The sequence below is a fragment of the Streptomyces sp. R21 genome (genome assembly GCF_041051975.1).
In the GTDB taxonomy this organism is placed as follows: Bacteria; Actinomycetota; Actinomycetes; order Streptomycetales; family Streptomycetaceae; genus Streptomyces.
Genome location: NZ_CP163435.1, coordinates 5,736,920 through 5,758,444, shown reverse-complemented (window position 1 = coordinate 5,758,444; position 21,525 = coordinate 5,736,920). Strand labels below are relative to the sequence as shown.

Below are 21,525 nucleotides of genomic sequence, written 5' to 3'. Positions count from 1 at the left end.
CGTTCTTCCACCGACGGCCCCATGCCGGGCAGGTTACCCGCAAATCTCTTATCGGTGTATGGCCTCTGCTGGAGATTCGACAGAAGCGGCCGGAATTATTCCTTCCGCACAGCCGTGGCGGCGGCCCTGACCCGGCGCCAGCCGAGGAAGAGTTCGCCGTCGGAGTCCGCGGAGTCCGCGGAGTCCGGCCCGGCCGCCGGAAGCCGGGCGGCCGGAAACAGCACGATGACGATCACCGCGTCCTGCACCAGCGCGCGCCGCGTCTCGTCGTCGAACTCGTGCTCCCACTGATACAGGGCGTGCTTGAGCGACACGGGCACGCGATGGTGCAGGCCGTATCCCAGCCGGTCGAGCAGTTCCTGTGCGGCGGCCATCCGGGCGAGCGTGTCGGCCGTCCACATCCGCTCCAGGACGGCCCGGCCGACCCGCCGGTCCAGTTCTGCGGCCGGCACCGGGGGTCGGCAGCCGGAGGGGCAGGCATAGACCCCGGCCGCGGCCCCGGCCTCCCGGTGGACGAGCGGCTCGCCGCATCCGCCGCACAGCACGGTCCCCGCCAGCACGGAGGACGACGCACCGCCGGGCGCGGGCATGTCATCAGCTCCGGCGGCGGCGCAGGCCCGCGTCCGCCAGGTGCGGGGGCGCGTAGTCGGCGTCCGACGGGTTGAGGTCGGTGCCGGGCGGGACCAGCTCGTCGATACGGTCGAGGACCGCGTCGTCCAGCGTGATGTCCGCGGCGGCCAGCAGGTCGGTCAGCTGCTCCTCGGTGCGCGGTCCGACGATGGCGCTGTCCACCGCCGGATGGCTGAGCACGAAGGCCAACGCGAGGTGGGTCAGTGAGAGACCGGCGTCGTCGGCGAGCTTGAGAAGCTCCTCCACGACCTCGTACTTGCGGACGTTGCCCGGCAGCGTCTGGTCGAACTTGTGCGAGATCAGGTTCTGCCGGAACGCGTTCAGCTCCAGCGGGTTCTCCCGGCGGTAGCGGCCCGTCAGCCAGCCGCTGGCCAGCGGGCTCCAGGTGAGGACGCCGACGCCGTGGCGCTGCGCGGTGGGCAGCACCCCGCGCTCCACCCCACGCATGAAGATCGAGTACGGCGGCTGCTCGGTGTGGAAGGGCACGTGCCCGCGCCGCTCCGCGGTCCAGCGGGCCTCGACGAGCTGCTCGGCGGGGAAGTCCGAGCTGCCGATGGCCATGACCTTGCCCTCGCGCACCAGGTCGGAGAGGACGGAGAGGGTCTCGTCGAGGTCCGTCGTGGGGTCGGGGCGGTGGATCTGGTAGAGGTCGATCCGGTCGGTGTCCAGGCGGCGGAGGCTGTCCTCGACGGCCTGGCGGATCCAGCGCCGGGAGTTGCCGCGCCGGTTGGCGTCGTCGCCCATCGGGAAGTGCACCTTGGTGGCCAGGACGACGTCGTCCCGGCGCCCCTTGAGGGCCTTGCCGACGATCTGCTCGGACTCTCCGGCCGAGTACATGTCCGCCGTGTCGATGAAGTTGACGCCCGCGTCCAGCGCGGTGTGGATCAGGCGTACGGCTTCCTCGTGGTCCGGGTTTCCCCAGGCCCCGAGCATCATCGTGCCGAGTGCCAGCCGGCTGACCGTGATTCCGGTGCGGCCGAGAGTGGTGTGACGCACGAGGGTTCCCTTCGGTTGGTGCGATTCGGTTGGTGCGGCGAGCTCCGCTCGGTTGATGCGGTGTGCTCCCACTCCATCCTGCGGACCAACCGGGCTCCATCCAGGCCCACTTCGTCCCTGGGCACCGTTTTCCTGGTACTGGCGAACCTAGGCACGACACTGATATATATTCGATCCCTGATAGTAGTGAGGAAACTGATAGTTAGGAATCCGATCCATGCCGTCCGACCTGGGAGACTTCCTCCGCAGTCGGCGGGCCGCCCTGAGCCCGGCCGACCTCGGCTTCGCGCACGGCTCACCGCGGCGGCGCGTGCCGGGCCTGCGCCGCGAGGAGCTCGCCCTCCTGGCGGGCATCAGCGTCGACTACTACGTACGACTGGAGCAGGGCCGCACCCACAACGTGTCCGACAGCGTGCTCGACGCGGTGGCCGATGCTCTGCGCCTGGACCCGGACGAGCGGGCCTACCTGTACGGCCTGGGCCGCCCGCCCCGCCAGGAACCCGACCGGGACACACCCCAACAGGTCCGCCCCGGGCTGCTTCGGCTGCTGGGGTCCCTGCACCAGGTGCCCGCGCTCGTCCTCGGACGCCGTATGGACATCCTGGCCTGGAACGCCCGCGCCGCCGCCGTCCTCACCGACTTCGCCGCACTGCCGCCGGGCGGCCGCAACTTCGCCAAGCTCGTCTTCCTCGGCCGCGGCGCCGGTGGCTCCCCGCACTTCGACCACGCGGCCGCCGAGGAGGTGGTGGGCGCCCTGCGCGCCCACTCCGCCCGGCATCCGGGCGACCCCGGCCTTGCCGAGCTGGTCGACGAACTCGGCCGTCGCAGCGGCCACTTCGGACGGCTCTGGTCGAGCCAGGCGGTCCGCAGACGGCCGTACGGCACCAGGGTGCTCAGGCACCCCAGGAACGGCACCGTCAGGGTCTGCCTCGAAACGTTCGTCCCCGCGGACGACCCCGATCAGATGCTCCTCACCTACACCCCGGCGGACGAGACTCCGCCCCTCCCGAACGAGACAGGTGGCGACATGGCTCCGGACACGACGCTGGACACGTACGAGATCCACGGGACGTACGAGACATACGGGTCCCCGGACGAGCGCGAGGGCTCCTCCGCCCATGACGACGACCACGGCCACGACGCCGCCGCCTACTTCGACGCCGACTTCGACGACCCCGCGGAGACGCACATCGTGCGCGGCCTCGACTGAGCCCGCCCCCCCCAGCCCCAGGCGGAGTTCACCATCGGGCGGCGAATTATCGTACGTTCTCGAAGGTATATTCCTGACCGAACGTGTCGCCGCACGAGGACGGACAACACCATGGCCGCGGACAGCAGTTCCCGAGAGGCCCGGGCCGCCCGGACCACCACCGCTCCCCGGCACAAGGACACCGGCCTCAAGCAGGAGCGCGCCGTACGCACGCGCGGGCAGGTGCTCGGCGCGGCGGCCGAGGCGTTCGCGACGAAGGGGTTCCCCGCGGTCACCGTCATGGACGTGGCCGAACTCGCCGGTGTCACCAAGGGAGCCGTCTACTTCCACTTCGCCAACAAGGAGGCGCTCGCCCAGGCCGTGGCCGAGGAGTTCTACCACCAGCTCGAAGTGATCAAGCAGAACGTGCAGGGGTCCGACCTGTCCCCGCTCGACGCCGTGACCGAACTCCTCGTCCGCACGGCCCTCGCCTTCCGCGACGACATCACGGTCCAGGCGGGCGCCCGGCTGCAGATCGAGCGCGCGCTCATCGGCGCCGACATGCCGATGCCGTACCGGGACTACACCGAGTCGCTCACCGGCCGGTTCCAACAGGCCCGGGAGGAGGGCCAGTTGCCCGCCGACTCCGACCCGGACGTCATCGCGCGGGTCCTGGTCTCCGCCTTCTTCGGCGCCCAGCACATCTCGTGGGTCCTGAACGACCGGGCGGACATCACCGATCGCGTCGAGGAGATCCTGCGGACCGTGGTCCCGCGTGCGTCGGCCCGGAACGCCGAAGGGGCGGCGTACGCCGACGTGGTGTCGGAGTAACGCCGCCCTCGGGCGGGACACGGTGCGGGAGTCGGCCCGCGGTGTCATCGCGACTACTTCGTGTCGCCGGTGAACTTCGCGGTCGACCAGAAGTAGCCGAGTACCGCGAGTCCGATGCACCAGCCGACCGCGAGCCATCCGTTGTGGCCGATCCCGGTGCCCAGCAGCAGGCCGCGCAGGGTCTCGATGGCAGGGGTGAAGGGCTGGTACTCGGCGATGGGCTGGAACCAGCCCGGCATCGCGTCGACCGGGACGAAGGTGCTGGAGATCAGCGGCAGGAAGATCAGCGGCATCGCGTTGTTGCTGGCCGCCTCGGGGTTCGGGCTGACCAGACCCATACCGACGGCGATCCAGGTCAGCGCCGTGGCGAAGAGCACGAGCAGTCCGAACGCCGCGAGCCACTCCAGCGCGGTGGCGTCGGTGGAACGGAAACCGATGGCCACCGCGACCGCGCCGACCAGGACCACGCTCATCACGCACTGCAGCACACTGCCGATGACATGCCCGATCAGGACCGAGGGCCGGTGGATGGCCATCGTCCGGAAACGGGCGATGATGCCCTCGGTCATGTCCATCGACACGGAGACCGCGGTACCGATCGTGGTGGAACCGATGGTCATCAGCAGCAGGCCCGGAACGAGATAGGCGATGTAGACGGACCGGTCGGCGTGACCGCCGTTGAGACCGGCACTGAACGTGTCACCGAAGATGTAGACGAACAGCAACAGCAGCATCACCGGGGTGAGCAGCAGATTCAGCGTCATGGACGGATAGCGCCGGGCGTGCAGCAGGTTGCGGCGCAGCATCGTGTTCGAGTCGCGGACGGCGAGGGAGAGGGCGCTCATCGGACGGTCTCCTTGGACTGGGCGGGGACGTGGGTGTCGGCGGTCAGGGCGAAGAACACGTCGTCGAGGTCGGGGGTGTGCACGGTCAGCTCGTCCGCCTCGACGCCGGCGGCGTCCAGCCGGTCGAGGATCGCGCGCAGCTCGCGCTGGCTGCCGCCACTGGGCAGTTGCAGGGCGAGGGCCTCGTCGTCCCGAGTGACCTCGCGCAGCGCTGCGGCGGCGTGGCGGTAGGCGGCCGGGTCGGTGAAGCGGAGCCGGACATGCCCGCCCGGGATGAGCCGCTTCAGCTCGTCGGCGGTGCCCTCGGCGGCGATCTTCCCGTCGTGCAGCACCGCGATCCGGTCGGCGAGTTCGTCGGCCTCCTCCAGGTACTGCGTGGTGAGGAAGACACTGACGCCGTCGGACACCAGCTCGCGGATGATCTGCCACATGTTGTGCCGGGAGCGCGGGTCCAGGCCGGTGGTCGGCTCGTCGAGGAAGATGATCCGCGGGTCGCCGACCAGCGTCATGGCCAGGTCGAGGCGGCGCTTCATGCCCCCGGAGTAGGTGGAGGCGGGCTTCTTCGCCGCCTCCGCGAGATCGAAACGCTCCAGGAGCTCGGCAGCGGCCCGCCGCCCCTCCCCCCTGGACAGGTGATGCAGATCCGCCATGAGGAACATGTTCTCCTCACCGGTGATCAACCCGTCCACGGCGGAGAACTGACCGGTGACACCGATCGCGGCCCGCACCGCCTGCGGATCGGCGGCCAGGTTGTGGCCGCCGACGTACAGGTCACCGGCGTCGGCGGTGATGAGGGTGGAGAGGATCTTCACGGCCGTGGTCTTGCCGGCGCCGTTCGGACCGAGCAGGGAGAAGATCGTTCCTTCGGGCACGGCCAGGTCGATGCCGTCGAGCACGACCTTGTCGCCGTAGGACTTTCGCAGCCCGTTCGCCGCGATGGCCAGGTTGGTCATGAGGGGTGTCCTTGTCTACAGGCTGCGGGTGATGGTCAGAGGCTGCGGGCGGTGACGTCGCCGTACGAGGTGGTCGCGTGGATGTTCAGGGCGGCGGAGGCGCCTTCGGTGTTCTTGAGCGAGTTGGCGATCCGGCCGTAGGCGGTGCCGGCGTCCAGCGAGGCGGAGACTCCTGCGGCGGCGCCGACCGAGACATCGCCCATCGCCGTGCGCAGGAGGACCGTGCCTCGCACGGCCTCGTCGATCCGGATGTTGCCCTTGGCGGTGCTGATCTCCGCGGGGCCGCCCAGGCGGCCGACGGTGACGTCACCGGCGACGGCGGTGAGGCGGACGCTCGCTGCCTCGTCGATCTTGATCAAGTCGTACGCGCCCTCGAAGGCGATGTCGCCGAACCGTCCCACGGCCCGGAACTCGGCCGCGCCCGCCTTGCCCTCGACACGGGAGCCGGTGGGCACCTGGATGGTCACCTCGACCGATCCGGAGTTGCCGAGGATCCGGTTCTTCGCCGGTGCGGCCGAGACCCGCAGGACGCCGTCGGCGTACTCGACCGTGGTCTGCTCCGCCGCCTTCACGTCGCGGCCCTTCGAGGCTTCCGCGGGGAGGACCTCGACCGTGGTGTCGGTCCGGTCGGCGGCGATGAGCCGGATGCGTCCGGCGGGGATGTCGAGGATGGCGGTGACGGGGGCGGTGGTGTCGAACTTCTGCATGGTGTGCTCCTTGACTGCGTCGTTTTCGATGAGCGAAAAGCTACGTTGCGTTCGCGAGTCTGGCAACAGAGATATTGCAAGCAATCTAAATAACCGCAGCTCAGAGCCAATAAATCGTTGCACTGGCTTGGAATCTAACGCAACACTCCCACTCTTGACGTTGCAATGGAATGGGAGTGAACGCTATGGTGGGGGCATCCGAGAACCACGAAGGAGACCGCGATGCCCGGAGGCAGGCTCACCCAGCAGGAACGCCGGCAGATCGCGTCGGGGCTGGCCGACGGCCTCGCCTACGCCGAGATCGCGAGGGGCCTCGACCGCCCGACCTCGACGATCACGCGCGAGGTGACGCGCAACGGCGGCCCCACCGCCTACCGCGCCGACCTGGCCCATCGCGCCACCGAACAGCGCACCCACCGGCGCCGGCAGGCCTCGCCCCGGGGGGCGGCGGAGCCCCCGCAGGCCTACGGACGCGACGCCGAGGCCGTGCGCCAGTACGAGGAGACGCTCACCACCGTCTTCATACAGTCGGGGACGCCCCAGATGATGGCCCGGGTGCTGGCCGCCCTCTTCATCAGCGACACGGGCAGCCTCACCGCGGCCGAACTCGTCCAGCGTCTCCAGGTCAGCCCGGCGTCCATCTCCAAGGCGATCGCGTTCCTAGACGAGCAGGGTCTCGTCCGCCGGGAACGCGACGACCGCCGCCGGGAGCGCTACATCATCGACGCCGACGTCTGGTACGAGTCGATGATGGCCAGCGCCCGTGGCACCGCTCAGCTCGCCGACACCGCGCGGCAGGGCGTCGGCGTCCTGAAGTCGGGCACCCCGGCCGCCACCCGCCTGGAGAACGCCGCCCGCTTCCTCGACTTCATCTCCGAGACCATCACCCGCGCCGCGGGCCAGGCCCGCGAAGTCCTCCACACGAAACCCGATCCCGGGCCGGACGCCTGACCGCGTCCGGCCCGCGGGGCCCTCAGACCACGAAGAACTCGCACCACACGATCTTTCCGGGGTCCCGCTCCCCCACCCCCCACTTGCCCGCGAGCAGCGACACCAGCAGCAGCCCCCGGCCGCGCTCGTCGCCCGGCGGGGTCACGCGCGGCTCACCGCCGCCGCTGTCGTGCACCTCGACGCGGAGCGTTCCGTCGTACGGGATCAGCCGGAGCTGGAAACCCCGGCCCGGCGGGACGCCGTGCAGCAAGGCGTTCGTGGCCAGTTCGCTGACGCACAGCAGGATGTCGTCGTACGTTCCCGTCGGGACGCCCCAGTCGGACAGCGCCGCGCGCGTGAACTCCCTCGCCGCCGGGACCGATTGACGTTCCCGCGGGTAGAAGCGCTCGCGTGGGGGTGGCGTTTCGCTGTTCATGAGGCGAGAGTGACGCTCTGTGGTCATGATGGAGCAGCGAGCGAACCCGTACAGATTTGTTGTACGGGTTCCCTGCGGTGAACGTACGCCCTGGGGTGGGGAGTTCGACGTCATGAGCAGCGGGACTGGCGCGAAGCGCCGCAAGAACGCGTCGGCGATGAAGATGCTGGGGGCGCAGGTGGCCGCCCTGCGGAGGGCGGCCGGTTACACCCAGCGATCGCTGGCGGAGCGCGCCCTCGTGGACGAGGAGACGATTGCCTCCATCGAGCAGGGGAGGCGTCCACTGAAGGAGGACTTCGCGGCGCTTCTCGATCAACTGCTGGACACCAAAGGGGTGTTGTCGGTCGCGGTGGAGAACATGCCGGAGGTGGATCTGTTTCCTCGGTGGGCCGAGGAGTACGTAGATCTGGAGCGAGAAGCCCTGGCGCTCTCCTGGTACGACAACCAGGTGCTGCCAGGTCTGCTCCAGACCTCGGCGTACGCCCGTGCGGTCTTCCACAACGACGTTCCGGCCCTCACCGAGGACGAGGTGGAGCAGCGCGTGGCGGCTCGCATCGAGCGCCAGGAGATCCTGCATCGCAAGGTGCCGCCGACCATCACCTTCATCGTGTCCGAGGTGGCTCTGATGGACCGCCTCGGCGGAGACGAGGTCTACTACGAGCAGCTAGGCCGCCTACGCGACTGGGCCGATCTCCCGGGCGTCGCCCTTCAGGTCATGCCGGTCGGCCGCGACTTCCACGCCGGACTCGCCGGACTCGCCGGACCCTTCACCCTCATCGAGACCCCCGACCATCAGCGCATCGCCTACACCGAAGCACCCCGCCGAGGTTGGCTGATCGCAGACCCGGACGAGGTGTCTTATCTAGAGCGGAGGTATGCGATGCTGCGGACACAGGCTCTCAACCCCCAAGAAACCAGGAGCCTGTTGGACCGCCTGCTAGGAGAGCAATGAGCAACGCACTTCAGTGGTTCAAGTCGAGCTACAGCAGTGACCAGGGCGGTCAGTGCCTTGAGGTAGCCACCTCACCGCGCGCCATCCACATCCGGGACTCCAAGAACATCGAGGGCCCCGCCCTCACTCTCGCCCCCGCCACCTGGACGGCGTTCCTCACGCTTGCCCGCGGCTGACAACGCGGCCGTCGCCGCAAGTGACGTGACCGCCATGACCGCCATCGCGGCGCCCGGTGACGTCAGTTGGGCCACCGCGCCCGCCAGCGCCGCGCTCACGCCCTGCATGGTGAGCATGCCCGAGGAGTGCAACCCGAGGGCGTGACCGCTGAGTTCTGGCGGAGTCAGGGACATCAGGCGTTCCTGCTGGACCAGGCTCGCGCCGAAGCCGATCGAGGCGACGGCGACGCAGGCCGCCGCGACGCCCACCGCGGGGTGGAGGGCGAAGAGCAGGTAGGGCGTGGCCAGGAGGAGCAGCAGGGGCACGCCCATGCGCCGCCGCACCGGTGGGGTGAGGAGCCGTCCCGTCGTCACGTCGCCGACGAACATCCCGAACGCCGCGAAGGCGAAGAGCAGGCCCGCGCGGTCGGGGGCGTACGAGACGTACAGCGACTCGCAGCCGACGATCAGGCCGTTGGGGACCCACAGGAGCAGGTAGACGTGGCGCCGGGGGACGGAGGACCACAGGACGGCGTTCGTGCGCCAGGTCTGGGCGACGGACGGCCGGCCGGAGGTGCGCGGCGGGCGGCGGCTGAGGCCGAGGCGGGTGGCGAGGGCGCCCGTGAGGTAGAGGGCGGCGGCCGTGAGGAGCGTGGTGCGCGGGGAGAGGACGACGACGAGGACACCGCCCGTCGCGAAGCCCGTGATCTGCATGATGCCGTTCAGCATGTTGAAGACCGAGCGGCCGAGCAGGTAGCCGCCCTCCGGCAGGATCTCGTTCAGCAGGCCCCAGCGGACGCCGCCGCCCAGTGAGGTGACGAGGCCCAGCAGCAGCAGGAGTCCGAAGATCCCGGCGACGGGCAGGCCGGGCAGCGCCATGACCGCCGTACAGACGGCGAAGGCGAGCGAGATGCCGGTCATCGTCGCGCGCGGCGGGAGCCGGTCGGCCGCCGAGAGGAGGGTGGTCGCGCCGAGGACCTGGGCGAGGGACGGGCCGAACATGCTCAGCGCGGACAGCAGCGGTGAGCCGGTCTTCTCGTAGACGAGCGTGCCCAGGGCCAGGCCGCCCACCGTCTGGGCGGCGCCCTGGAGTGCGGAGGCCAGGAAGAACGGGGTGAACTCCCGGGTGCGGAAGAGGTCGGAGTAGCTGCGCATGCGGGGAGTCTCGGGCGGCGTACGCGGCGGCCGTTATTGTTTCGCGCGGACGCGAAACCAAGGGGGCGGTCGGACGATGGGCTGGTGGCAGGTGAACGCCGACACCCTCGCGGGCAGCCGCTTCGTGCTCTCGCCGCTCACCGAGACCTTCGCGGCTTTGAAAGTGCTGCACGCCGGTGCGGCCGGGCACCCCGGTGAACAGGCCTGGCTGGACGCCCACCTCCCCGCGTACCGGGAGCGGCTGGCGGCCGACCCGGTCACGGCGCTGCTCATCCGCTCCGGGCTGGGGAAGGAGTGGATCGCGGACTTCCTCACCCCGACCCCGACGGGCGAGGACGAGGATTTCGGGACGGAGGTCGCGCGCGTCCGGGAGGCGTCCCCGGTCGAGGCGCGCGCCCACCTCGTCCTCTCCCTGCGCGGCCCCCTCCCCGCCCTCCTCGACCGCGACGACCTCCCGCAGCGGGCCGCCGACCTCCTGGAGTACGTCTGGACGGACGCCGTACGCCCCTACTGGGCCCGGCGTCGGCGCGTCCTGGAGGCGGACATCGTGGCCCGCACCGCGCAGCTCAGCCAGGGCGGCTGGGCCGCCGCGCTGGACGCCCTGCGCCCGGGGACCCGCTGGCTCGGCGACAACCGGCTGCAGATCAATCTGCACGAGTACCCACCCCGGGAGATATCCGGTGCCCAGCTGCTCTTCGTGCCGGTCACAGCGCAGCGGCACGGCTGGGTGTCGTGGGACGAGGGCCACCGGTACGCCGTCGTCTACCCCTGCTCGGGCGTCCTCGCCCAGCCGGAGCCGGACGCCGTGCCCGAGAGCCTGGGCGCCCTGCTCGGCCCGGCCCGCGCCGCCGTGCTCGTCCTGCTCGAATCCCCCATGAGCACCAGCCAGTTGGTCGCCGTGACCGGGCAGGGGCTCGGCTCGGTCGGCCGCCATCTGAGAGTGCTGCTGGACGCCCGGCTGGTGCAGAGGCGCCGGGCGGGCCGTTCGGTGCTGTACTCCCGGACAGCGGCGGGGGAAGTCCTGGTCAAGGCGCAGGGCGGTTAGATCCGGGGCGCTCCGGTCACCGACACCACCAGCGAGTACAGCGACGTCGAGGCCGTGATGAACATGCGGTTGTTCTTCGGGCCGCCGAAGGTGATGTTGGAGACCGTCTCGGGGACGACGATCCGGCCGAGGAGGGTGCCGTCGGGGTCGTAGCAGTGCACGCCGTCACCGAGGGCGGCCGCCCAGAGCCGGCCCTCGTCGTCGAAGCGGATGTTGTCGAAGCGGACGCCGTCCCTGCCCTCCGCGAACACCTTGCCGTCCGAGAGGGTGCCGTCGTCACGCACGTCGTAGACGTGGATGCGGCCCGCGCTGGAGTCGGAGACGTAGAGCTGCTGTTCGTCGGCGGAGAAGACGACGCCGTTGGGCCCCATGAAGCCGTCCGCGACCAGCCGCACCTCGGCCGTCACCGGGTCGATCCGGTAGACGTTCCGGGCGCCGATCTCGCTCTCGGCGCGATGGCCCTCGTAGTCGGTCCTGATCCCGAAGTCCGGGTCGGAGAACCAGACCGAGCCGTCGGAGCGGACGACCGAGTCGTTCGGGCTGTTGAGGCGCTTGCCGTCGTAGCGGTCGGCGAGGACGGTGACCGTGCCGTCGTGCTCGGTGCGGGTGACCCGGCGGTTGCCCTGCTCGCAGGTGATCAGGCGGCCCTGCCGGTCCAGCGTGTTGCCGTTGCTGTGGCCCGCCGGGGTGCGGAAGACGCCGACGCTGCCGGTCTGCTCGTCCCAGCGCAGGATGCGGTCGTTGGGGATGTCGCTCCAGATCAGCTGGCGCCAGGCGGGGACGTAGAGCGGCCCCTCGGCCCAGCGGCTGCCGTCGTGCAGCACTTCGAGCCTGCTGTCGCCGATGGCACAGCGGCCGGTGCGGAAACGGTCGTCCAGGATCTCGTACACCCCGTTGTACAACTCGTTGTGCAACCCGTTGCCGATCTGACCGGACACGGTTCCCCCTCATCCATGGATCACGCGAGACAGAATTTCATTCAACGTAACACGCACATGACCGAACGAGATATGGTTTCAGGATGAAGATGGTGGATGACATCGACCGACGGCTGCTGGCCCTCCTGCAACAGGACGCCACGCAGTCCTACGCCGTACTGGGCAAGGCGGTCGGCCTCTCCGCCGGGGCCGCGCACGAGCGGGTGCGCAAGCTGCGCGAGGCCGGGGTCATCCGGGCCACGACCGTCGACGTCGACCCGGCGGCGCTCGACCTCGGCGTCCTCGCCTATGTGATGGTCGACTCGTCGGCCTGGATGGGCGACTCCGCCGAGGCCTTCGCCGCGCTGCCCGAGATCCAAGAGGCGCACGTCATCGCGGGGAACGCGTCCGTCCTGGTCAAGGTGCGCACCGCGACGACCGAGCAGCTCCAGGACGTGCTGCGGCGCCTGTACGCGATCGAGGGCGTCAGCGGAACGCATGCGACCGTCGTACTGGAGACCTTCTTCGAGCGCTCGGTCCACGCTGGTTAGGCTCCATGTCATGACTACTGACAATTCTGTGCTGGACGTCGAGATCAACTCCCTTCAGGGCGGCTCCGCCGACCTCGGCCAGTACCGGGGCAAGGCCGTCCTCCTCGTGAACGTGGCCTCCAAGTGCGGGCTGACCCCGCAGTACGCGGGCCTGGAGCGGCTCCAGGAGCGGTACGCCGCCCAGGGCTTCACCGTGCTCGGGGTGCCCTGCAACCAGTTCCTCGGCCAGGAGCCCGGCACCTCCGAGGAGATCGCGGAGTTCTGCTCGGCGACGTACGGCGTGACGTTTCCCCTCACCGAGAAGGTCGAGGTGAACGGCGACGGCCGGCACGCCCTGTACGAGCGCCTGGTCGGCTTCGCCGACGCCGAGGGCCACACCGGCGACATCCGCTGGAACTTCGAGAAGTTCCTCATCGGCACGGACGGCGAGGTCGTCGCCCGCTTCTCGCCGCAGACCGAGCCGGAGTCGGCGGAGATCGTGACGGCGGTGGAGAAGGCCATCGGCTGACTGCTGCCGACTTCTGCTGATTGACCTTGCCCCTGGGGCAGGGAGCACCGTCCTCCTCACCGGGCGGAAGGCGCCCGGTGACGGAGGATGACCTCGTGGACCAGCACAAGGACCTGCTCACGATCGGCGCGTTCGCCGCCCGCGCACGGCTCTCGCCGAAGGCGCTACGGCTGTACGACCGTCTCGGACTGCTCGCCCCCGCACACGTCGACGAGGCCACCGGCTACCGCTACTACCGCGCCGACCAGGCCGAACGCGCCCGTGTCGTCGCGCTCCTGCGACAGCTCGACATGCCGCTCGCGCGCATCGCCGAGCTGGTCGAGCTGGACGGGGCGACGGCGTCCGACCGGCTCGCCGACTACTGGGCGGGGGCCGAGGCGCGGTTCGCCTCGCAGCGGACGCTGGCCGAGTACCTCCGTGGACGGCTGTCCGGGAGGAGCTGCGAGATGTACGGAAAGTTCGTGATCGAGACGGTGGACGTGCCCGAGCGGGTCGTGCTCACCGAGTCGCGGCACACGCTGGTGGATGAGCTGCCCGTGTGGATTCCCGCCTCGCTGGGGCGGCTGGAGGCGGGCGCGGCGCAGTGCGGCGGTGTCACGGATGCGCCCTTCGTCGTCTACCACGCCGAGGTGTCGACCGAGAGCGACGGGCCCGTGGAGTCGTGTGTGCCCGTCGCCGACGAGGCGCTGGCGCGGGCCTGGGCGGCGTCGCACGGCCGCCCCTGGGAGGCCGGCGTCCGCGTCGAGCCCGCCTGCCGGCTCGCGTACACCCGCATCACCAAGGCCCAGGTCGCCCATCCGCAGATCCTCGCCGCGTTCGAGGCGGTGGAGGTGTGGATGTCCGAGCGGGGGCTCGACGCCGTGGGCCCTTGCCGGGAGGTGTACTTCGCCGACTGGGACTCGGCGGGGCCGGAGGACGCGGTGTGCGACGTGGCGTTTCCGGTGGGGGGTTTCAGCCCGTCGTGGGGGTCCCCCCGCTCGAGCGAAGCCGAGAGTGGGGGAGTTTGAGGACGAGGCCGTTCAGGCCGAAGCGGGGGTCTGGGGGCGGAGCCCCCAGGTCACCTCAGCTCCTCCGGGCACGGGGTCCCCCGGGGCAGTTGATACGGCGCCGCCAGGCGATACGTGCCCTTGGCAGGGGCCAGCAGGACCGTCCACTTGTCGCCCGACGCGTTCTCCTGGTCCTCCATCAGACACCCGTTGACGTTGTCGAACGTCTTCGGCGTGCCGTCCTCCCGGTCCTTCGACGCCTGCGTCTCCTGCGGCGGCTTCAGGCTCTTGCCCTTGGCGTCGACGAGACTGAGCCACGGCGAGTACGGGACCCGGATGAGGATGCGCCCGGGCTTGCCGACCTCGATGGTCAGCTCCCCCTGCTCGGCACTGTCGACGCTGGCGTGCGGCGACGCCATCTGCGTCGGATCGGTCACCTCGAACAGCTGCCAGTTCGCGTCGCCCCAGACCTGCTTCAGGTACGGCATGCCCCGCTGCACGAGCGCCCGCTCGCGCTCGCCGCCGTCCCCGTCGGGCTCCCCCTTCGGGAGTACGACGTAGTGGACGGCCCAGCGCTGAAGCCACTCGTGGTAGTTCGCGGAGTTGAGGGTGTCGTCGTAGAAGAGGGGGTTGCGCTCCATGTCGGCCTGGCGGAGCCAGCCGCGGGCGAGGTTCACGTACGGGGCGAGGGCGGAGGCCTCACGGTGCGAGCGCGCGGGGACGACCTCCACACGGCCCTTCTCGGCGCCCACCACCTGCAACTGGTTGACCAGCGGAGCGAGCTCCCGCGCCCAGGACGCCTCCGGAGTCGTATGGATGATGTCGTCGACCGACTTGAAGCCGATCCACCCGACGAACCCGACGAAGGCGAGGACGATCGTGTACCACTTGCGCGAGCGCGGCACCGTGAACGGCAGCGCCGCCAGCAGCACGACCCCCGCGAAGAGCATCGCGAGGCGCGAGATGTTGGAGCCGATCTGGGAGCTGACCAGCCAGACGCCCATGACGGCGCAGAAGTAGACGGCCGCCGTGATCCGTACCGTCTTCCACTCCTTGGGCACGAGCGCGAAGACCAGACCGGCGTACAGGGCGGGCAGCACCGTCGAGCCGAAGATCATCGGCTGGGTGCCGGTGAAGGGGAACATCCAGGCGCTGACGGCCACCACGACGGTCGGCGCGATTCCGAGGGCGTACGCACCAGGGCGCCGCTTCTGCAGGAAGAGCGCGACCGCGACCAGGCCCACGAACAGCCCGGCGACGGGCGACGCGGCGGTCGCGAGCGCGGCGAGCGGCGCCGCACACAGGGCCTTCGCCCAGCGTTTGTAGCGCCAGCGGTACGGCCAGCAGAAGACGGTGGCCGCCGCGCCCAGCGCGAAGGCCATGCCCAGGCCGTACGTCACCCGCCCCGAGACGGCGTTGCACAGCAGCGCGAAGAGCCCTGCCGCAACAGGCCACCGCAGGCTCCGCACGGACCGGCTGCGGATCAGGATCATCGTCAGCAGGCCCGCCGAGATGGTCCCGGCGATCATCATCGTCGTACGGACGCCGAGAACCGACATCAGATACGGCGACACCACGCTGTACGACACCGGGTGCATGCCGCCGTACCAGGCCAGGTTGTAAGCCGAGTCCGGATGCCGCCCCACGAACTCCGCCCACGCGTCCTGCGCCGCGAGGTCCCCGCCACTGTTGGCGAACGTGAAGAACCAGACGAGGTGCAGTACGCCGGACAGGGCGGTGGCGAGGAGAACGGGGTGCCGGGCGGCGAAGTTCAGGAGGGGGTTGCCGGGGGCGTTCTTGGCAGCCTCCGCGTCCTTGTCGGCGTCCTTGTCGGCGCCCTTGTCAGCCTTGGCATCCTTGACCGACGCCTTGGGCTCGGTGGGGGCTACCGGTGCTGCGGGTGCCTCCGGGGTGCGGGCGCGCAGCGGTATTCGCGAGCCGGGCCCTGGGCCCGGATCGGCGTCGTCGGCGTGTCTCGGCTCCGCTGTAGCCACTGCAAGGCACTCCCCGTGTCCCGTTTTTCGTTCTCGGCCGGGACCCGCGGCCCGCGACCTGCCCCGATCTCGCGACGCTAGCACGCGCCCTGCCGGGGAGCGCCCGGGTGGGTGGCTCCTGACGGACTGAGCGGCGTTTACGGCCCGCCCGCGACGCGTTCGGGGCGTGTTCGCGACGATTCCTGCATATGTGCGGTACAGCGGGTGCGTCTGGTACGTCCGTCGAGTGCGTCTCGTACGTCCGTTGGTACATCCGTCGGGTGCGGTCGGTACGTCGGAGGGGGCGCCCCCTCCGACGTACCGGATACACGATCCGGACCGCGTCGGGTTACCCGGTCAGCTCACGCGGGTGAGCTTCGCTCCGTAGCCCGGCTCGGTGAGGTCCGACTTGAGGGCGACGGGGATCTTGACGGCGTGGTTCGAACCGTCGCCGACCGTCAGCTCGCCGACGACCGTGCCGGCCTTGGCCGAGTGCGGAACCGTCTCTTCACCTGCGCCGATCGAGATGCTGGTCTTCAGGCCGGGCCAGCCGACCGCCTTCATGTTCTTGGTGGCGACGACCGGAGTCCTGCCGCCGAGCCCGTCGTCCACGTACCCGACGACGTCGCCCTTCTTCACCACCGTGGCGGAGGTCAGGCTCTGCTGGATCTTGTTGATCAGCTTCTGGCTGTTGGTGAGGGACAGTTTGAGGCTGTCCCAGACCCGGCCCGTACCGGCGTTCTGGTTCAGCACCGCGCCGTAGATCGTCTGCTCCTCGCCGTCCACGGTCTTGGTGGCCGCCCACACGAGGTTGCCGCCCGCCGGAGTCGACGAACCGGTCTTGAGGCCGATCACGCCGACCTGGGTCGTCAGCAGGTCGTTGGTGGTGTAGATGGGCTTGTCGAGGCCGGGGATCTGGGCGCTGGCCATCCCGACGATGCCGCGGAACACCTTGTCCTGCATGGCGCTCTTCGCCAGCTTGAGCTGGTCGGTCGCCGTGCTCACGGTCGTCTTGTCAAGACCGCTCGGATCCGTGTAAGTCGTCTTGGTCATGCCGAGCTTCTTGGCAGCGGCGTTCATCTTGCCGACGAAGGTGTCGCTGTCGGAGTCCCAACGGGCCAGCAGCCGCGCCGCGTTGTTCCCGGACGGGATCATCAGCATCTGGAGCACCTGCCGCTCGGTGAACTTCTGGCCCTTGGTGATGGCCGCCGTGGACTCGTCCTCGTTCTTCGACTCGTCCTCGGCCTGCTGGTCGACGGTGATCTGCTCGCCGTTCTCGTTCCCCTTGAGCGGGTGCTCCTGGAGGATCACGTATGCCGTCATGATCTTGGCGACGCTCGCGATGGGCATGGGCGTCTGCTTGCCGTCGGTACCGAGGCTGCCGACTCCCTCGACCTCGATCGCGGACTGGCCCTGACCCGGCCAGGGCAGGCCGAGGTTGCCGCCCTCGAAGGTGTACGTCTCGTCGGCGGTGAGCGCGAGGCTCGGTGCCGGCAGCGGACGTACAGCCTGTGCGACTGCAAAGATCACGGCGAGCAGGATGACCAGCGGGGTCCAGATCTTGACCCGGCGCACGATCGTCCGCACCGGGGTCTGCCGAGGCGGCGGCGTGTTCGTCAGCTCGGCCAGCAGGTCCAGCGGCGGCTTCGGCGGCAACGGCTGCTGCGTCGTCCGCTCCGGACCGACCTGCGGCATCGCGGTCGTCGCCGTCACCGACGGCGTCCCGCCCTCGGAGGCCGCCTTCGGCTTCGTCGGCGCGGGCTCGTCGAGCGGCTTCAGCGCGACGAACTTGCTGGTGCGCTCGGCATCGCGTTCGGGGGTGGGCTTGGGGGGCTGGGTGGGCTTGGGCTTGTCGGCCGACTTGGCCTTGTCGGCCGGGGGTTTGACGTCGCCCAGCTTGAGCATGGTGGTGGGCTGGTCCACGGCCGGGGGCCGCATGGCCTTGAAGACTGCGGTGGGCTGGTCGACGGCGGGCTTGGGCGCGGCGGAGTCGTCGGCGTCGTCGTCCGAGTCCGCGTCGGCCTTCGGCTTGTCGGCGGGGGCGGCGTCCTCGGGGGCCTTGTCGCTCTTGTCGCTCTTGGCGTCCTTGGCGTCGGGTTCGGCGTCGGCGGGCTCGTCGGAGACCGGGGGCTCGTCGGCCTTGAGGTCGGCGGTGGGCCGGTCGGCGACGGGCTTGGCGTCGTCGGGGGCGGCCGCGTCGGCGTCCGCATCTGCCTTCGGCTTGTCGGCCGGGTCGGCGTCAGCGACGGGCTTGTCCGCGACCGGGGGCTTCACGGCCTGGAAGACGGCCGTGGACCGGTCGGCGACGGGCTTGGCCGCGGGCCGGTCAGCGGGCTTGGCCTTGTCGCCCTCGGCGTCGGCGTCGGCGGAGGCCACCGCAGCGGCCTTCGGCTCCTCGGCCGCGTCCGCGTCCGGCTTGTCCGCGACCGGAGGCTTCAAGGTCTGGAAGACAGCCGTCGGCCGGTCGGCGGCAGGGTGGGGAGTGGCGTCCTCAGGGGTCTTGTCGTCCCCGGCGTCGGCCGCTTCGGCCTTCGGCTCGTCGGTCGCCTCGGCGTCAGCAGCGGGCTTGGGAGCGGCGTCCTCTGGGCTCGCGGCGTCCTCGGGGCCCTCGTCCGAAGCCTCGTCGGAGTCGGGCGCGTCCGGCTCGGTGTCAGCGGCGGCGGGCTCCTCCGCGACAGCCTTCGGCGCATCGGCCGGCTCGGCGTCGGGCGTGACCTCGTCAGCGGCCTGTACGTCCGTCACGTCGGCGTCGGCGTCGGCGTTCACCGCCTCGTCAGCGGCCTCCGCGTCGTCGCCGTCGTCCCCGGAACCGGTCTCGGAGTCGGCCTTCTCAGGCTCCTCCGAGTCCGCCACCGCCACCCACGCGGCCACGGCGGCCCGCAGCCGGGCGTCGCCCTCGGCGCTCTTGCCGCCCGCCTCGGCCTCCGGCGAACCCTCCGAACCCGAACCCGAACCCGAACCCGAGCCCTCACCCTCGTCCGAGCCGGAATCCGGACCCGAACCCTTCCCCTGCGCTGCAGCAACCGCGCGTGTCGAGAAGACGGCCGTCGCCCGGTCCACCTCCACGCGTTCGACCCGGTCCACCCGGGAGACCGGAGCCATGTCGCGGGCCACCGCCAAGCGGGGGTCGACCGGGGCCGAGGCCGATGCGGACGCGGTGGGCCGGGTCGGGCCCGGAACCGGGACCGGGGTTCCCGACGTCGGTTCTGCCGACGATGTCGACGACTCGTGCTGCTTCGACCTGTCGGGGGACTCGCCCGCCACCGATGCCTCCTCCATGCGCCGGCCACCGGCGCCCAACCGAACCATGAACCCGTAAAAACCCGTGTTACGCCGCCCGGACGCGCTGTCCGAACCATGTACCAGTGTCCTGTGTGCGGGCTTAACCCCTGCGGTAGACGAGAACGACATACCTACCGGTTCCACTACATTCCGGTCACGCACCCTCGACAGACCGATGTGAGAGGGGTCACCCTGTCATTCATCCACGCGGGGAGGCATGGATGGGCAGGAGCCGCAGAACACTTCCGGAGGAGCTTCTGCTGCTGGCGTTGGACCCGACCACGGGTACCACCGCACAGCCGCAGTCGCTCGACCTCGGTCTGGCCGGAGCACAGCTAGTGGAGCTGGCGCTGGCCGGACGGATAGCCCCAGACGGGGATCGTATCGCCGTGGTGGCACCACGGCCGACTGGAGATCCAACACTGGACTGTGCGTTGGAACTGCTTCGCCGACGCGGAGCACCCGTACGCGCAGTGAACTGGATTGGCGGACCCCGGCTGGGGCTGCGCCAGACCTACCTCTCTCATCTGGAGAGATGCGGCATGGTGCATGCCGTGGCCGGCCAGATGTGCGGGGTGCTGCCGACGACTCGCTACCAAGCGACGGACACGGAGATCAGCCGGGAGATCAGAGCCCGGCTGGACAACGCGATCCGCACCGGCGTCCCGCCGGACCCGCGGACCGCTGCGCTCGCCGCACTGGCCCACGCGGTCGGACTCGGCAAGCACCTGTATCCGGGGAACGAGGGACGCTCGTCCCGATCCCGGCTGCGGGACCTGATCAGGCATGACCCCATGGGCGGTCTGGTGGCCCACGCGGTCATGGACGTCCAGAACGGTGTGGCCGCTCAGCCACGCCGCAACCCGGCACCGGCAGGCCGCCCGGCCACCGCCGGCGTCAGGTCCGCACCGGAACCGGCCCGGGGTGTTCCGATGCAACCGCACCGCGGATCCATGGCACGCGCCGTGGCTCACTGAGCCGCAGTCACCACGGCAGCCGCTGCCGGCAGGACCCGCAACACCCGCAGTAACAGCACCGCCAGCACCGCCAGCACCGCCAGTTACGTCATCAGCGCCGCACCGCAGTCCCCAAGACCCGGTTCGGGAGCCGCTGGCTCGCGCGGGGCAGCAACAGCCGTACGTCCGGACGACGACACGGCCCCGCTGCCCCGCGCGGCCGCATCTACGGACGCCCACAGGCGCCCCACGGACACCGCGCCGGCACCACACAGACGCCCCGCCGCGCACTCGTGTGCGCACCCGCGCGGGCGCAAATACCGGCCAGATCCCCGAACTGGCGCCTGTCCAGCGCATATCCGCTGTTTTCCAGCGGTAGAAAGCACCTTGGTGGCAGTCTGCTCAACAGCAGATACGCAAAGTTGCACGTACACATGTACAGGCACGCAGCCGGAGGTGCACGTCCCGTGGCGTCCAATGTAAATCCCACCGTCCGGCGCCGTCGGCTGGGCCAGGAACTGCGCAGGCTCCGCGAGCTCAAGGGCATGACGGCCGAAGAGGTCGCCGAGCGGCTCCTCGTCTCGCAGTCGAAGATCAGCCGCCTGGAGAACGGACGGCGCAGCATCAGCCAGCGCGACGTCCGCGATCTGTGCGGGGTCTATGAAGTCGAGGACGTACGGATCGTCGACTCGCTCATGCAGATGGCCAAGGACTCCCGCCAGCAGGGCTGGTGGCACTCCTTCGGCGACATCCCGTACAGCGTCTACATCGGCCTGGAGACCGACGCGGCGTCCCTGCGGGCGTACGAGCCGCAGATCATCCCCGGTCTGCTCCAGACCCGCCCGTACGCCGAGGCGCTCATCCAGGGCGCGCTGCCCGAGACGTCGACGGCCGACATCGAGAAGCGCGTCCAGGTCCGGCTGCGCCGGCAGGAACGTGTCTCCGCCGAGGAATCCCCGCTGCGGCTGTGGGCCGTACTGGACGAGGCATCCCTGCACCGGGTCGTCGGCAGCCGCCTCGTGATGCGCGAACAGCTGGAGCACCTCGCCGAGATGTCCCAGCTCCCGCACATCACCGTGCAGGTGCTGCCGTACGAGGTGGGGGCGCACCCCGGGCTCAACGGCCAGTACGCGATCCTGGAGTTCCCCGACGCGGCGGATTCCAGCGTGGTCTACATCGAGGGCGTCACCAGCGATCTCTATCTGGAGAAAGCGGCCGATGTCCAGAAATACAGCGTGATGTACGAACACCTCAGGGCGCAGGCCCTGAATGTGGATCAATCACGTCAGTTCATCGCGGACATCGCGAAGGAGTACGCCCGCTGAGACTCCCGGAACTCCGCCCCAGGAGCCCCTCGGGACGAAAGAGCCGCACGATACACCTTCGGTGCGCCAAAGCGTAAGTCCCTATGGAATATGCCATCCAGTCGAGTGAATAGCCGCATCGCACACCGATGTTGGCGAGTAGCGTCGATCACGCCACCAAGCAACAAGGTTGGCGAAAACCGAACCTTGGGTTCCGGTTGGAA

Annotated in this window: 21 protein-coding genes and 1 pseudogene; 12 read left to right on the top strand and 10 right to left on the bottom strand. The window is 69.9% G+C overall.

The window, feature by feature from the left end:
* Positions 1-95: 95 nt before the first annotated feature.
* Both AB5J56_RS25820 and AB5J56_RS25815 read right to left on the bottom strand, forming a co-directional pair.
* Positions 96-590 (bottom strand): hypothetical protein, encoded by a 495-nt coding sequence (locus AB5J56_RS25820; protein ID WP_369235436.1) that lies wholly within the window; start codon positions 588-590, stop codon positions 96-98.
* Between the two features lie 4 nt (positions 591-594).
* Positions 595-1,626 (bottom strand): aldo/keto reductase, encoded by a 1,032-nt coding sequence (locus tag AB5J56_RS25815; protein ID WP_369235434.1) that lies wholly within the window; start codon positions 1,624-1,626, stop codon positions 595-597.
* A gap of 217 nt (positions 1,627-1,843) precedes the next feature.
* On the opposite strand from AB5J56_RS25815, the gene AB5J56_RS25810 reads away from it, so the two are divergent.
* The gene (locus AB5J56_RS25810; protein WP_369235432.1) at positions 1,844-2,836 is read left to right on the top strand and encodes a helix-turn-helix domain-containing protein; all 993 of its coding nucleotides are present in this window, start codon (positions 1,844-1,846) and stop codon (positions 2,834-2,836) included.
* Positions 2,837-2,947: 111 nt separating this feature from the next.
* Entirely contained in the window at positions 2,948-3,646 is a 699-nt protein-coding gene (locus AB5J56_RS25805; RefSeq protein ID WP_369235430.1) for a ScbR family autoregulator-binding transcription factor, read from the top strand.
* A 53-nt stretch (positions 3,647-3,699) separates the two neighbouring features.
* Here the strand turns inward: AB5J56_RS25805 and AB5J56_RS25800 are convergent, their stop codons facing one another.
* Genes AB5J56_RS25800 through AB5J56_RS25790 form a run of 3 tightly spaced genes read right to left on the bottom strand, consistent with a single transcriptional unit; the run spans position 3,700 to position 6,151 of the window.
* A complete protein-coding gene (locus tag AB5J56_RS25800) occupies positions 3,700-4,491 on the bottom strand; it encodes an ABC transporter permease (protein ID WP_369230633.1) in 792 nt (263 codons plus the stop codon).
* Complete coding sequence (locus AB5J56_RS25795) at positions 4,488-5,444, bottom strand: ATP-binding cassette domain-containing protein (RefSeq protein ID WP_369235428.1); 957 nt, start codon at positions 5,442-5,444, stop codon at positions 4,488-4,490. Before AB5J56_RS25795 ends, AB5J56_RS25800 begins: the two co-directional genes overlap by 4 nt.
* Positions 5,445-5,479: 35 nt before the next feature.
* Positions 5,480-6,151: a DUF4097 family beta strand repeat-containing protein gene (locus AB5J56_RS25790; RefSeq protein ID WP_369235426.1), complete on the bottom strand. Its 672-nt coding sequence runs from the start codon at positions 6,149-6,151 to the stop codon at positions 5,480-5,482.
* Between the two features lie 222 nt (positions 6,152-6,373).
* On the opposite strand from AB5J56_RS25790, the gene AB5J56_RS25785 reads away from it, so the two are divergent.
* Positions 6,374-7,102, top strand: a complete 729-nt coding sequence (locus tag AB5J56_RS25785; protein ID WP_369235424.1) for a helix-turn-helix domain-containing protein — start codon at positions 6,374-6,376, stop codon at positions 7,100-7,102.
* A 22-nt stretch (positions 7,103-7,124) separates the two neighbouring features.
* Here AB5J56_RS25785 and AB5J56_RS25780 read toward each other — a convergent pair whose 3' ends face one another.
* The gene (locus AB5J56_RS25780) at positions 7,125-7,517 is read right to left on the bottom strand and encodes an ATP-binding protein (protein ID WP_369235422.1); all 393 of its coding nucleotides are present in this window, start codon (positions 7,515-7,517) and stop codon (positions 7,125-7,127) included.
* Positions 7,518-7,629: 112 nt separating this feature from the next.
* Here AB5J56_RS25780 and AB5J56_RS25775 point away from each other — a divergent pair, with 112 nt between their 5' ends.
* Both AB5J56_RS25775 and AB5J56_RS25770 read left to right on the top strand, forming a co-directional pair.
* Entirely contained in the window at positions 7,630-8,469 is an 840-nt protein-coding gene (locus AB5J56_RS25775; protein ID WP_369235420.1) for a Scr1 family TA system antitoxin-like transcriptional regulator, read from the top strand.
* Positions 8,466-8,576, top strand: a pseudogene (locus tag AB5J56_RS25770) (DUF397 domain-containing protein); the annotation flags it as partial. The gene AB5J56_RS25775 and the pseudogene AB5J56_RS25770, both read left to right, overlap by 4 nt.
* On the opposite strand, the gene AB5J56_RS25765 reads toward AB5J56_RS25770, so the two are convergent.
* Positions 8,541-9,779: an MFS transporter gene (locus AB5J56_RS25765; protein ID WP_369235418.1), complete on the bottom strand. Its 1,239-nt coding sequence runs from the start codon at positions 9,777-9,779 to the stop codon at positions 8,541-8,543. The pseudogene AB5J56_RS25770 and the gene AB5J56_RS25765 sit on opposite strands and share 36 nt — an antisense overlap.
* A gap of 76 nt (positions 9,780-9,855) precedes the next feature.
* On the opposite strand from AB5J56_RS25765, the gene AB5J56_RS25760 reads away from it, so the two are divergent.
* Positions 9,856-10,824 (top strand): ArsR/SmtB family transcription factor, encoded by a 969-nt coding sequence (locus AB5J56_RS25760; RefSeq protein WP_369235416.1) that lies wholly within the window; start codon positions 9,856-9,858, stop codon positions 10,822-10,824.
* Here AB5J56_RS25760 and AB5J56_RS25755 read toward each other — a convergent pair.
* Positions 10,821-11,762 carry an SMP-30/gluconolactonase/LRE family protein gene (locus tag AB5J56_RS25755; RefSeq protein ID WP_369235414.1) on the bottom strand — a complete coding sequence of 314 codons (942 nt, stop codon included), beginning with the start codon at positions 11,760-11,762 and terminating at the stop codon, positions 10,821-10,823. The two genes, AB5J56_RS25760 and AB5J56_RS25755, sit on opposite strands and share 4 nt — an antisense overlap.
* A gap of 92 nt (positions 11,763-11,854) precedes the next feature.
* On the opposite strand from AB5J56_RS25755, the gene AB5J56_RS25750 reads away from it, so the two are divergent.
* The 3 genes from AB5J56_RS25750 to AB5J56_RS25740 all read left to right on the top strand — a co-directional run bounded on the left by AB5J56_RS25750 (position 11,855) and on the right by AB5J56_RS25740 (position 13,807).
* Positions 11,855-12,292, top strand: coding sequence for an Lrp/AsnC family transcriptional regulator (locus AB5J56_RS25750; RefSeq protein ID WP_369242779.1), 438 nt, complete (start codon positions 11,855-11,857; stop codon positions 12,290-12,292).
* 10 nt (positions 12,293-12,302) lie between these two features.
* The gene (locus AB5J56_RS25745; protein WP_369235412.1) at positions 12,303-12,800 is read left to right on the top strand and encodes a glutathione peroxidase; all 498 of its coding nucleotides are present in this window, start codon (positions 12,303-12,305) and stop codon (positions 12,798-12,800) included.
* A gap of 95 nt (positions 12,801-12,895) precedes the next feature.
* The gene (locus tag AB5J56_RS25740) at positions 12,896-13,807 is read left to right on the top strand and encodes a MerR family transcriptional regulator (protein ID WP_369235410.1); all 912 of its coding nucleotides are present in this window, start codon (positions 12,896-12,898) and stop codon (positions 13,805-13,807) included.
* A 50-nt stretch (positions 13,808-13,857) separates the two neighbouring features.
* On the opposite strand, the gene AB5J56_RS25735 is transcribed toward AB5J56_RS25740, so the two are convergent.
* Both AB5J56_RS25735 and AB5J56_RS25730 read right to left on the bottom strand, forming a co-directional pair.
* Positions 13,858-15,780, bottom strand: coding sequence for an MFS transporter (locus AB5J56_RS25735; protein ID WP_369235408.1), 1,923 nt, complete (start codon positions 15,778-15,780; stop codon positions 13,858-13,860).
* A gap of 336 nt (positions 15,781-16,116) precedes the next feature.
* The gene (locus tag AB5J56_RS25730) at positions 16,117-18,861 is read right to left on the bottom strand and encodes a serine hydrolase (protein WP_369235406.1); all 2,745 of its coding nucleotides are present in this window, start codon (positions 18,859-18,861) and stop codon (positions 16,117-16,119) included.
* Between AB5J56_RS25730 and AB5J56_RS25725 the strand changes: the two genes are divergently transcribed.
* The 3 genes from AB5J56_RS25725 (at position 18,860) to AB5J56_RS25715 (ending at position 21,322) form a co-directional block, all read left to right on the top strand.
* Positions 18,860-19,078 carry a hypothetical protein gene (locus tag AB5J56_RS25725; protein ID WP_369235404.1) on the top strand — a complete coding sequence of 73 codons (219 nt, stop codon included), beginning with the start codon at positions 18,860-18,862 and terminating at the stop codon, positions 19,076-19,078. The two genes, AB5J56_RS25730 and AB5J56_RS25725, sit on opposite strands and share 2 nt — an antisense overlap.
* Before the next feature lie 184 nt (positions 19,079-19,262).
* Positions 19,263-20,018, top strand: coding sequence for a GPP34 family phosphoprotein (locus AB5J56_RS25720; RefSeq protein ID WP_369235402.1), 756 nt, complete (start codon positions 19,263-19,265; stop codon positions 20,016-20,018).
* Between the two features lie 446 nt (positions 20,019-20,464).
* On the top strand, positions 20,465-21,322 hold the full coding sequence (locus tag AB5J56_RS25715) for a helix-turn-helix domain-containing protein (protein ID WP_369235400.1): 858 nt from the start codon (positions 20,465-20,467) through the stop codon (positions 21,320-21,322).
* Positions 21,323-21,525: the final 203 nt, after the last annotated feature.

Coding starts and splice junctions, on each gene's coding strand:
- AB5J56_RS25820 (WP_369235436.1), bottom strand. CDS start 590: ATGCCCGCGCCCGGCGGTGCGTCGTCCTCCGTGCTGGCGGGGACCGTG.
- AB5J56_RS25810 (WP_369235432.1), top strand. CDS start 1,844: ATGCCGTCCGACCTGGGAGACTTCCTCCGCAGTCGGCGGGCCGCCCTG.
- AB5J56_RS25805 (WP_369235430.1), top strand. CDS start 2,948: ATGGCCGCGGACAGCAGTTCCCGAGAGGCCCGGGCCGCCCGGACCACC.
- AB5J56_RS25800 (WP_369230633.1), bottom strand. CDS start 4,491: ATGAGCGCCCTCTCCCTCGCCGTCCGCGACTCGAACACGATGCTGCGC.
- AB5J56_RS25795 (WP_369235428.1), bottom strand. CDS start 5,444: ATGACCAACCTGGCCATCGCGGCGAACGGGCTGCGAAAGTCCTACGGC.
- AB5J56_RS25790 (WP_369235426.1), bottom strand. CDS start 6,151: ATGCAGAAGTTCGACACCACCGCCCCCGTCACCGCCATCCTCGACATC.
- AB5J56_RS25785 (WP_369235424.1), top strand. CDS start 6,374: ATGCCCGGAGGCAGGCTCACCCAGCAGGAACGCCGGCAGATCGCGTCG.
- AB5J56_RS25780 (WP_369235422.1), bottom strand. CDS start 7,517: ATGAACAGCGAAACGCCACCCCCACGCGAGCGCTTCTACCCGCGGGAA.
- AB5J56_RS25775 (WP_369235420.1), top strand. CDS start 7,630: ATGAGCAGCGGGACTGGCGCGAAGCGCCGCAAGAACGCGTCGGCGATG.
- AB5J56_RS25765 (WP_369235418.1), bottom strand. CDS start 9,779: ATGCGCAGCTACTCCGACCTCTTCCGCACCCGGGAGTTCACCCCGTTC.
- AB5J56_RS25760 (WP_369235416.1), top strand. CDS start 9,856: ATGGGCTGGTGGCAGGTGAACGCCGACACCCTCGCGGGCAGCCGCTTC.
- AB5J56_RS25745 (WP_369235412.1), top strand. CDS start 12,303: ATGACTACTGACAATTCTGTGCTGGACGTCGAGATCAACTCCCTTCAG.
- AB5J56_RS25725 (WP_369235404.1), top strand. CDS start 18,860: ATGTCGCGGGCCACCGCCAAGCGGGGGTCGACCGGGGCCGAGGCCGAT.
- AB5J56_RS25730 (WP_369235406.1), bottom strand. CDS start 18,861: ATGGCTCCGGTCTCCCGGGTGGACCGGGTCGAACGCGTGGAGGTGGAC.
- AB5J56_RS25720 (WP_369235402.1), top strand. CDS start 19,263: ATGGGCAGGAGCCGCAGAACACTTCCGGAGGAGCTTCTGCTGCTGGCG.